Here is a 10,224-nt window from a genome sequence, read left to right as displayed (position 1 = left end):
CGGCCCGGCGAGCGGGCGGGGGGGGGTGGGGGCCGACGGAGCAAGCAACGGTGCCTGATCGACGGGACACAAGGGGCCGCGAACTCGAGCGCGCCAGCGCTCCAAAATTACTGCCTGGGCAGCAGGTGCTTGCCGTCCTTGTCCGTGGACAGCGCCAGCGAGCTGATGTACTGGATCTCGCCCTCGGGACCCGGCACCGCCGAGGCGATCATGTCCGGGCGCTCGAAGTCCATGCCGGTGACGTGGCACGTGAGCAGGTCGCCCGACGGGTTGCCGTGTTCGTCGAACATCGGCGCCTCGATGCCGTCGTCGGCGCGTCGCAGGTAGTACTTGCCCTTGGTGGCGATCGCGGTGAGGGGGGTCGCGATGAAGGCGACCAGCACCGCGACCAGCGGCGAGTACGGCTTCAGCAGCGCACCGAACAGGCCGAAGAAGGTCATGATCGACAGCACCGCCGACAGCCCGAAGCCGACCAGACCCACCGGGTTGAAGTCGTAGAGCATGCCGCGCCGGAACTCCGGCACCTTCGGCGAGATCTTCAGCACGTACTTGTTCACCGCGATATCGGTGGCCACGGTGACGATCCAGGCGATGCCGCAGTTGGCGTAGAAGCCGAGGATGTTGTTGAGGAAGTCGAACATGTTCGCTTCCATCAGCACCAGCGCCACACCGAGGTTGACCACCAGGAACACCAGGCGGCCCGGGTAGGTCTTGGTGACGCGGGTGTAGGAGTTGGTCCAGGCCAGCGAGCCCGAGTAGGCGTTGGTCACGTTGATCTTGACCTGGCTGATGACCACCAGCACCACGGCCAGCGTCATGGCCAGCCACCCCGGCACCATGTCCTTGTAGATCTCCAGGAACTGGTGCACCGGCTGGTTGGCGATGCCCTGCGCGGCGGGCAGGTTCGCGATCAGGTACACCGCGAGGAACAGGCCGACGACCTGCTTGGCCGCGCCGAACAGCACCCAGCCGGGACCGGCGAGCAGCATCCAGCCCCACCACTTGGCCCGGTTCTGCGGAGTACGCGGCGGCATGAAGCGCAGGTAGTCGATCTGCTCGGCGATCTGGGCGATCAGCGACAGGCACACACCGGCGGCCAGCAGCGCGCCCGACACGCTCACGCCCTCACCGTTCTCGCCGCCGTAGGCGAAGAACGAACCCACCGAATCGGGGTGGCGCACCAGCAGGAAGCCGAACGGCGCCACCATCAGCAGCAGCCACAGGGGCGTGGTCCACACCTGGAGTTTGGCCAGGGTGTTCATCCCGTAGATGACCAGCGGGAAGATGATGATCGTGGAGGCGAGATAGCCGAGCCACAGCGGAATTCCGAGGCCTAATAACAGGCCCTGCGCCATGATCGAACCTTCGAGCGCGAAGAAGATGAAAGTGAACGACGCGAACACGATATTGGTGATCACGGAGCCGTAGTAGCCGAATCCGCTGCCGCGCGTGATCAGGTCGAGATCGATGTTGTAGCGCGCCGCGTAATAGGCGAGCGGAAATCCGGTGAGCATCACGACCACGGCGAAGATACCGATGCCGATCAGGGCGTTTCCGGTGCCGTGGGCGATGCCGATATTCGCGCCGATCGCGAAATCGGCGAGGTAGGCGATGCCGCCGAGTGCGGAGATGCCGACGACGGCGGGGCTCCATTTGCGGTAGCTCCGCGGGGCGAAACGCAGCGTGTAGTCCTCGAGTGTTTCTTTGGCGGCAGTATCTGCTCCGGCCATTTCCCTCTCTCCTTCATCCGCTGCCGCACGTAACCGGCGACTCACAGACGGTCCTGCATAGATGTAGACGCGAATTTTCCGATCCGTTACGCCGCTGTTACGCGGGCAGATGGTGACCGGGGTCACCGAAACGGCTCCGCAAAAACAAGCACGCGTGTATGTTTTTGGACGGAGCGAGCGTCAGGAGACGACAGTGTTCGAATGGTCCGAGACCGATCTGATGATCCGCGACGCCGTGCGGGCGTTCATCGACAAGGAGGTCCGGCCGAACCTCGATGCCCTCGACAGCGGTGAGATGCTGCCGTATCCGATCCTGCGCAAGCTGTTCAGCCAGTTCGGGATCGATGCGATGGGCGAGGACGCCGTCGCGAAGATGCTCGCCAAGGAAGCGGCGGGTCCGAGCGAAGGTGGCAAGAAGCCGGGCAGCCCGTTCGGCGATCAGCAGTCGATGATGGCGGTGCTGATCAGTGAATTGTCCGGCGTCTGTATGGGTCTGGTGTCCGCCCTCGGCGTGAGCATCGGTCTCGGCGCCACCACCATCATGTCGCGGGGCACCCTCGCGCAGAAGCAGCGCTGGCTGGCCGACATCGTCACCCTGCGCAAGGTGGCGTCCTGGGCGATCACCGAACCCGATTCCGGCTCGGACGCGTTCGGCGGCATGAAGACTCGCGTCGAACGCGACGGCGAGGACTACATCCTCAACGGCCAGAAGACCTTCATCACCAACGGTCCGTGCGCCGACGTGATGATCGTCTACGCCAAGCTCGACGAGGGTGACGGCGCCGGCAAACGCGACCGCAAGGTGCTCACGTTCGTGCTCGACAAGGGCATGGAAGGCCTCACCCAGGGCAAGCCGTTCAAGAAGATGGGCCTGCACTCCTCACCCACCGGCGAGTTGTTCTTCGACAATGTCCGGCTCGGCAAGGATCGGTTGCTCGGCGAGACCGAGGAACACCAGGGCGGTGACGGAAGAGAAAGCGCCAGAGCCAGTTTCACCGCCGAGCGGATCGGCGTCGGGTTCATGGCGCTGGGCGTGATCGACGAATGTCACCGGCTCTGTGTCGATTACGCGCGCCATCGCACGCTGTGGGGGCAGGAGATCGGGCGCTTCCAGCTGATCCAGCTCAAGCTGGCCAAGATGGAAGTGGCGCGAATCAATGTGCAGAACATGGTGTTCAACGTGCTCGAGCGCGCTCGCGCGGGCAAGCCGCCGAGCCTGGCCGAGGCCTCGGCGATGAAGCTGTACTGCTCCGAGGCCGCCACCGAGGTGGCGATGGAGGCGGTGCAGTTGTTCGGCGGCAACGGCTATATGAGCGAATACCGGGTCGAGCAGCTGGCCCGTGACGCGAAGTCGCTGATGATCTACGCGGGCAGCAACGAGATCCAGGTGACCCACATCGCCAAGGGTCTGCTCGGAAAGTGAACCGGCCCCGGCCGCGAACAGTGTTGTCGCGGCCGGGATCTCGTCACACGGCGCGCAGGTGTCCGCGGCTGGCGTAGATGTGCTCGGCGATCAGCGTGGCGATCCGGTCCGGCGCCTCCAGCATCGGCACATGCCCCACTCCGTGCACCAGGATGCGATCCGCCGACTCGGGCAGTTCGCGCAGGTAGCGGGTGGCGTACACGCTGTTGGGGATGATCCGGTCGTATTCGGCGAGCAGCATCCGCACCGGGGTGCTCAGCTCACCCAGGTCGTCCATGCCCGGCGCCCGCAGGCTGCCGAGGATCAGCGGGATCATCGCGTCACAGTGCAGGACCGCGGTGAGCGTGGTCGCGAGGTCGCGGCGGGCGACGGCGCCGGTGTGCTTGGTGACCAGCATCGCGGCCACCTGCTGCACGAGGGGGTTGTTGATCGCCACACCGCCGAGGCGCTTGCCGATTTCGATGAAGGGAATCATCGACGCGAACTTGATGCCGACCCTGACCTGGCTCAGCGACGGCGACGCCCAACCCCCCGCCGCGGCGATCGTGGTGAGCGTGCGTGCCCTGCCGCGCCGGGCCAGCTCGAGTCCCACCCAGCCGCCTAGTGAATTGCCCGCGATGTGACAGGTGCGCCAGCCCAGCTCGTCGAGCTGGTCCTCGATCTGATCGGCCAGGGCATACACATCCAGTGCCCAGCCCTCGACCTTCGGGCCACCCCAGTGCCCGGCGAACGCCGGCGCGTACACCTCGCAATGGGCAGACATTCGCTGTGCGACCTGCTCCCAGCAATGTGGTGAGAGCAGGAACCCGTGCAACAACAAGACCGGGTCGCCTGACCCGATATGCAACGCCGCGACGGGCGTGGGGCGGGCGGTGGACTTGGCGGTGCGTGACGTCATCGTCATCACCCCTTCCTGGACGACGGTGTCCGGGGGAGCATCCCTGCCTGCATTGTACGGTCGTACGGTGCCGATAATCCTCTCGACTGTGAACGTTAACGGGGTCCGTGCCGCTTCGACCAAGGGCATGTTGGCCTGGTTGGCGGCGACCGAAGCCGACATCGTCTGCCTGCAGGAGACCAGAGCGACCGACGAGCAGACCGCGGCGGCGCTGGCCCCCGCACTCGACGCGGGTTGGGTGCTCTCACATGCCGAGCCCGAATCCAAGGGCCGCGCGGGCGTGGGGATTCTTTCGCGGCGCGCACCCGATGCCGTGCGCGTCGGATTCGGCAGCACCGAGTTCGCGGCGTCGGGCCGCTATATCGAGGCCGATTTCGACGACGTCACCGCGGCGAGCGTCTACGTGCACTCAGGCGAGGAGAACACCCCCAAGCAGGACGAGAAGTACCGGTTCATGGCCGAGCTCGGCGCGTACCTGAAGTCGCGCACCGGCGAGTTCGTGGTGAGCGGCGACTGGAACATCGCCCCCGCCGAGGTCGACCTGAAGAACTGGAAGGGCAACCAGAAGTCGGCGGGCTTCCTGCCCGAGGAGCGCGCCTGGATCGCCGAACTGCTCGCCGCGGGCTACGTCGACGTGGTGCGCGCCCTGCATCCCGACGTCGCGGGCCCCTACAGCTGGTGGTCCTACCGCGGCCGCGCCTTCGACAACGACTCCGGCTGGCGCATCGATTACCAGCTGGCCCTCGGTGAGCTGACCGGTCGCGCCAAGCAGGCCGTCGTCGAACGGGCTGACGCCTACGACCAGCGGTGGTCCGACCACGCGCCCGTTACTGTCCAGTACCGATGAAACTCTCACGCAAGACTCTCAGCCTGCTCGGTGGACTCGTCCTCGTTCTGGCGGCCATCGGCCTCACCGTGTTCGGTGGTCGCGGCAGCGACAGCACCACCGTCACGTCGACCACGCGTGCCGTCGCCGGGATCACCACCACCGCGTCCGCGCCGAAGCCTGGTCCGCCCGCCGGGAATTCGTCGGCCTCGCCGGCCACCAAGACCGCGGGTGTGCCCGACCGTGCCTATGTCACCCTCGTCGAGATCGACGCGGGGCGCTGGCCCGGTTCGGCCAACGCGCAGGGCACCAAGGGCGGCGAGCAGTTCATGAACCGGGGAACCAAACTGCCGCCCAAGGATTCGGCGGGCAATCCGGTGAAGTACCAGGAGTGGGATGTGAATCCCAAGCAGCGCAATCGCGGTCGCGACGCCGAACGCATCGTCACCGGCAGCGACGGTTCGGCCTGGTACACCGGCGACCACTACGAAACCTTCACGAGGATGCGCTGATGACTCCGCGAATGACGCTGTCGCAGTTCCTTGCTCGCCCCACCCCCGAAGCGCCGGCCGCGACCACGCCGCCGGTGCTCGGTGCGCTGCCGGTGGACGCCAACCAGTTCAGCGGCGTCCGCTACGACGCCCCCGCCGACTACCGCGTGCGCGAACTGCGCGGCACCAAGATGCGCACCATGGCAGAGCTGTTCGACGAGTTCGCCGCCGCCTTCCAGTTCCCGTACTACTTCGGCGCCAACAAGGACGCCTTCGACGAATGCCTGCGCGACCTCGACGATTTCGTGGGCGACGCCCCGGGCTATGTCGCGGTGATCCGTACCGCTGACGACATGCTCGGCGAGCAACCCGCCGAACGCGCCTGGTTCGACGCCACCATGCGCGACTGCGCCGCCTATTGGGCGCGCCGCGATGTCGTGTTCCGCGTGGTTCTGCAAGGCGACGCGGACACCTTCGGCGCGGTCGGACTGACCGACTGACGCGAATCCGCGTCCACGGTGGACGGCTGTCCGCTGGATCGGCGCACCGGTGCCCGGGTTTCGATGCCACTGCTATTGGTGTCTGTCACAGTCTGATCAGTCCGCTTACTGTCTTCGCCGTGCGGCCACCCGAGGCTGCCGGCTAGGAGAACCTGATGAAGCGAATACTGTTGAGCGCGAGTATTTTCGGCACGATCATCGCGGCGGCCACCGGTCCGGCGACAGCTGATGCCGTGGCGGGCGCCGACACCGCGCAGGCGAAGATTCAGCTGGTCGCCGAGGCGTCCCCGGGATCGAGCGACCTGGTCGGTAACCTGCTGCGCGCGCTGTCGAGCGGTTCCGCCGCGGAATGCGACGGCGTCATGCTCGATGTGTGCGTGCCCCTTCCGTCCCAGCCTGCCAACGGTGCGCAGATCGCGGACAGCGGTTCCGGTACCGGCTCGGTGCAAAACGTGGACATCCAGTTCTGGCGCCTGATCGGCTGGCTGAGCAACGGGTCGTCGGAGCCGTGCACCGGCGCGTGCTTCCCCCTGTAGCGGGATCGTTCAGCGGTAACGACTGGCGAGGTCGTCGCCGAGCAGGACGAAAACGTCGGTGATCTGGTCGATCAGTTCCTCGCGGGTGAGATCGAGGTCGCCCGCGAGCCAGGTCGTGAGGGTCTGGGTCAGGCCGCCGACCAGGTAGATCGCCCGGAAGTCGACCAGATTCTGTGGGACGTCGCCGCCGTAGAAGCCGGTGCCCTCGGCGGCGACCAGCCGGGCGAACGCCCGCACCGTCCTGGCGGTACGGGCGCGAAGCTCCGGGGTGGCCATTCCGGCGATCAGCGCGGCCCTGGCCTTGCGCGGGTCGTCGGTGAGCACCGAGATGCCCGCGTCGATCGCGGCGTGGGCCTGGACGCGGCTGTCGGCGGGCGCGGTGGCCAGTGCGGTCGCGATCGCCGCGGTGAGTTCGTCGGCGATGCGGTCGAGCAGGGCTTCCAGGACGTCGTCGCGCTTGTCGAAACTCTCGTAGTAGTACCGCTCGTTCAGGCCCGCGCGCGCACAGAGGCCGGCGACGGTGAGTTTGGCATCGGCGGCGACCAGATCCAGTGCCGCGTCCAGTAGTGCGGTCCGCCGCTGGGATTGCCGATCCTGCGCCGAAACGCCGCCGTATGTCCGTTGTGCTGCCACAGCGTCCATTGTGCGTGCTGCCGTCCTCTCGCGTTGTTTTGGTAGAGACTCTTGCCAGAATATCAATTCTGGAGGATTCTATTGCCAGATGCACTCGACGAGGAGGCGCAACATGGCCACACGGCAGGGCGAACCCGGATATTTCGCCGACGATTCGATGATCCGGCGGGTGATGAGCAAGCGCGCGGTCGGTCTCACCTACGGCGTGCGGGCGCTGGTGATCGGCGCGGTGCATCCGCTGCTGTTCGTCGGCACCAGTGAACACACCGCGCATCGGGAAACCCCCTACACCCGCCTGGCCATCACCGGAGCCCTGTTCGAAGCGGTGTTCCTCGGCAGCTTGGCCGAGGCCGATCGCGCGCTGGCCTTCACCCGGCGCAAGCACGACGCGGTGGTCGGCACCCTGCCCGAAGACGCGGGCGCCCACCATCCGGCCGGCACCGCCTACGCGGCCCACGACCCGCACCTGATGTTCATGACCATGGCCTTCACCTTCGATTCGGCCGAGGTGATGTACGACCGCCTCGTCCGCGAACTCACGGCCACCGAGCGCGAAGACCTCTACCAGGACTACGTCCGGTGGGGCGAACTGTTCGGCATGCCGCGCGACGCCGCACCCGCCGACTACCCGGCCTTCCGTCGCTACTTCGACAGCTATCTGAACTCGACCGAACTGTTCCTCACCGATGAGGCCGAACTGGTCGGCTCCTATCTCGCGGGCCACCGCAAGGCGTACCGGCTGCGCCCACCGGCCGAACAGGTCGGGACCGCGCTGTATCTGCTGGTCCAGGGCAGTCTTCCGCCGCGGATCCGGCAGATGTACGGCATCGAGTGGGGGATCTCCGACGAACTGGCCCACCGCGCGCTGTGCCGCAGCATCCGCACCGCCCATGTCGTCCCGCCGCTGGCGCCCCGGGTTCTGGCGGGCACGCTCGCCGGGCCGAGCGCCCCGTCCTATCAGCTACTCGCCCGTCGCGAACAGCGCATGGTCAAGACGGGCCACCCGAGCATGCCCGGTGTCGATCCGCGCAACTGGGTGCAGCGAAATTCCGCTTGAGTGCCATGGAAAGATCGGGGGCATGTCCAGTCCTGCCCCGGCCGAGACGGCCGAACGTAAGCAGCGGGTGCTGTCGGGCATCCAGCCCACCAGCGACTCCTTCCACCTCGGCAACTACCTGGGTGCGCTGCAGTACTGGGTGACGATGCAGGACGAGTACGACGCGCTGTACTTCATTCCGGATATGCACGCGATCACCGTCAGCCAGGACCCCAAGGCGCTGCGGGCGCGCACCAAGTCCGCCGCCGCCCAGCTGCTCGCGCTCGGCATCGACCCCGCCAAGTCCACGCTGTTCGTGCAGAGTCAGGTGCCCGAGCACGCCGAGCTGTCATGGGTGCTGAGCTGCATCACCGGTTTCGGTGAAGCGGGCCGGATGACCCAGTTCAAGGACAAGTCGGTCAAGCAGGGCGCCGAGAACGCGACCGTCGGCCTGTTCACCTACCCGGTGCTGATGGCCGCCGACATCCTGCTCTACCGCCCGCACCAGGTGCCGGTCGGCGAGGACCAGCGTCAGCACCTCGAGTTGACCCGGAACCTCGCCCAGCGCTTCAACACTCGCTACAAGAAGACCTTCGTCGTGCCGGAACCGCACATCGTCAAGGGCACCGCGAAGATCTTCGATCTGCAGGACCCGACATCGAAGATGAGCAAGTCGGCCTCCAGCGACGCCGGGCTGATCAACCTGCTCGACGACCCGAAGGTCACCGCCAAGCGGGTGCGTTCGGCGGTCACCGACACCGGGCGCGAGATCCGCTACGACCCGGAGAACAAGGCGGGCGTGAGCAACCTGCTGGTGATCCTGAGCTCGCTGCGCGAAACCCCGATCGTCGACCTCGAGGTGAATTTCGAGGGTAAGGGCTACGGTGATCTCAAGGCCGAGGTGGCCGACGCGCTGGTCGAATTCGTGACACCCGTGCAGAAGAAGGTGCAGGAATACCTGTCCGATCAGGCAGAACTGGACCGGATTCTGGCCGCGGGTGCCGAGCGGGCGCGTGAGATCGCAGGCAACACACTTGCTCAGGTGTACGACCGGGTTGGCTTCCTCGCTCGCTGACCCGTTGCGCACCTGAGGTTTTCGCTGAAGGGGCGCGTGTCATGCAGTTGATCGACAACATCTCGACAGCCGTCGAGAAGCAGATCGGGCGCAGGCCCTGGCTGGATCATCTGGTCAGGGCCGGTGGGCGGTTCCAGAGCCAGCGCGGCGACTTCTTCGCGGCGGGCATCACGTATTTCACTGTGCTGTCGCTGTTTCCGCTGCTGATGGTGGCCTTCTCGGTGGCCGGTTTCATTCTGGCCGGACACCCCGACCTGCTGACCGAGTTGCAGGACAAGGTCGTCGAGAAGATTCCCAGCTCCTTCGGCACCCAGATCAACGACCTCATCGAACAGGCGATCAATTCCCGCGGCACGGTCGGCGTCATCGGCTTGCTGGTCGGGCTCTATACCGGGCTCGGCTGGATCGCCAACCTGCGGGCCGCGCTCACCGAGCAGTGGGCCAGTCACAGCCCCGACAAGCCGTGGTGGCTGGCCAAACTGTCGGATATCGGTGCGTTGATCGGTCTCGGCTTGGCCTTCGTGGTGTCGCTCGGTTTGTCGGCGGTCTCGGCGAGCGGGTTGGGCAAGGGGGTGCTCGAGCTGCTGGGGGCGGATCATCTGCCCGGGGCGGGTCTGGTGTTGCGGCTGGTTTCCATCGCGCTCGGATTGCTCGCGTCGTGGGCGGTGTTCGCGTGGATGATCGCGCGGCTGCCGCGCGAGCCGGTGTCGTTGCGCAGCGCGGCGCGGGCGGCGGTGCTGGCGGCGGTGGCCTTCGAGATCTTCAAGATCATCGCTGCGATCTATCTGCGGGCGGTGCTGTCCAGCCCGGTGGGGGCGACGTTCGGGTCGATCATCGGCCTGATGGTCTTCAGCTACATGTCCTATCGGATCCTGCTGTTCGCGACGGCGTGGGCGGCGACGTCGTCGGACAACGAGCGTGCTGCCACGGTCGAGCCGCCGGACGCGGTGGTCATCCGGCCGCGGGTGGTCGAGCACGGGATGTCGACCGGCGCCGGCGCCGCCTACTTCGGGGCGGGAGCTGTGGCGGCGCTCGCCTTGATGCTGGCCGGTAAACGGCGGTAGCGCCCGGCGTTC

Annotated in this window: 11 protein-coding genes; 8 read left to right on the top strand and 3 right to left on the bottom strand. The window is 66.5% G+C overall.

Annotated elements, in window-relative coordinates:
- Positions 1-107: 107 nt before the first annotated feature.
- Positions 108-1,730 carry a purine-cytosine permease family protein gene (locus ACWF99_RS13415; RefSeq protein ID WP_452536066.1) on the bottom strand — a complete coding sequence of 541 codons (1,623 nt, stop codon included), beginning with the start codon at positions 1,728-1,730 and terminating at the stop codon, positions 108-110.
- 193 nt (positions 1,731-1,923) lie between these two features.
- Between ACWF99_RS13415 and ACWF99_RS13410 the strand changes: the two genes are divergently transcribed.
- Positions 1,924-3,153, top strand: coding sequence for an acyl-CoA dehydrogenase family protein (locus tag ACWF99_RS13410; RefSeq protein WP_378635445.1), 1,230 nt, complete (start codon positions 1,924-1,926; stop codon positions 3,151-3,153).
- 43 nt (positions 3,154-3,196) lie between these two features.
- Here the strand turns inward: ACWF99_RS13410 and ACWF99_RS13405 are convergent, their stop codons facing one another.
- Complete coding sequence (locus ACWF99_RS13405; RefSeq protein WP_452536064.1) at positions 3,197-4,051, bottom strand: alpha/beta fold hydrolase; 855 nt, start codon at positions 4,049-4,051, stop codon at positions 3,197-3,199.
- A 67-nt stretch (positions 4,052-4,118) separates the two neighbouring features.
- Here ACWF99_RS13405 and ACWF99_RS13400 point away from each other — a divergent pair, with 67 nt between their 5' ends.
- The 4 genes from ACWF99_RS13400 to ACWF99_RS13385 all read left to right on the top strand — a co-directional run bounded on the left by ACWF99_RS13400 (position 4,119) and on the right by ACWF99_RS13385 (position 6,404).
- Positions 4,119-4,898 (top strand): exodeoxyribonuclease III, encoded by a 780-nt coding sequence (locus ACWF99_RS13400; RefSeq protein ID WP_452536062.1) that lies wholly within the window; start codon positions 4,119-4,121, stop codon positions 4,896-4,898.
- Positions 4,895-5,389 carry a ribonuclease domain-containing protein gene (locus ACWF99_RS13395; protein WP_452536061.1) on the top strand — a complete coding sequence of 165 codons (495 nt, stop codon included), beginning with the start codon at positions 4,895-4,897 and terminating at the stop codon, positions 5,387-5,389. Before ACWF99_RS13400 ends, ACWF99_RS13395 begins: the two co-directional genes overlap by 4 nt.
- Complete coding sequence (locus ACWF99_RS13390) at positions 5,389-5,868, top strand: barstar family protein (protein WP_378635455.1); 480 nt, start codon at positions 5,389-5,391, stop codon at positions 5,866-5,868. Before ACWF99_RS13395 ends, ACWF99_RS13390 begins: the two co-directional genes overlap by 1 nt.
- A 155-nt stretch (positions 5,869-6,023) precedes the next feature.
- A complete protein-coding gene (locus ACWF99_RS13385; protein ID WP_452536059.1) occupies positions 6,024-6,404 on the top strand; it encodes a hypothetical protein in 381 nt (126 codons plus the stop codon).
- 9 nt (positions 6,405-6,413) lie between these two features.
- Here the strand turns inward: ACWF99_RS13385 and ACWF99_RS13380 are convergent, their stop codons facing one another.
- On the bottom strand, positions 6,414-7,046 hold the full coding sequence (locus ACWF99_RS13380; RefSeq protein WP_452536058.1) for a TetR/AcrR family transcriptional regulator: 633 nt from the start codon (positions 7,044-7,046) through the stop codon (positions 6,414-6,416).
- A 103-nt stretch (positions 7,047-7,149) separates the two neighbouring features.
- Here ACWF99_RS13380 and ACWF99_RS13375 point away from each other — a divergent pair, with 103 nt between their 5' ends.
- From ACWF99_RS13375 to yhjD, 3 genes are read left to right on the top strand one after another with little or no spacing between them, the layout of a single operon-like run.
- The gene (locus ACWF99_RS13375) at positions 7,150-8,094 is read left to right on the top strand and encodes an oxygenase MpaB family protein (RefSeq protein ID WP_378662560.1); all 945 of its coding nucleotides are present in this window, start codon (positions 7,150-7,152) and stop codon (positions 8,092-8,094) included.
- A gap of 22 nt (positions 8,095-8,116) precedes the next feature.
- Complete coding sequence (gene trpS, locus ACWF99_RS13370; protein WP_378635465.1) at positions 8,117-9,148, top strand: tryptophan--tRNA ligase; 1,032 nt, start codon at positions 8,117-8,119, stop codon at positions 9,146-9,148.
- A 41-nt stretch (positions 9,149-9,189) separates the two neighbouring features.
- Entirely contained in the window at positions 9,190-10,212 is a 1,023-nt protein-coding gene (gene yhjD / locus ACWF99_RS13365) for an inner membrane protein YhjD (RefSeq protein WP_378635468.1), read from the top strand.
- Positions 10,213-10,224: the final 12 nt, after the last annotated feature.

The organism is Nocardia sp. NPDC055002 (assembly GCF_053608825.1).
Note: the sequence above shows the minus strand (reverse complement) of the source record. Positions and strands in the feature narration are given on the sequence as shown.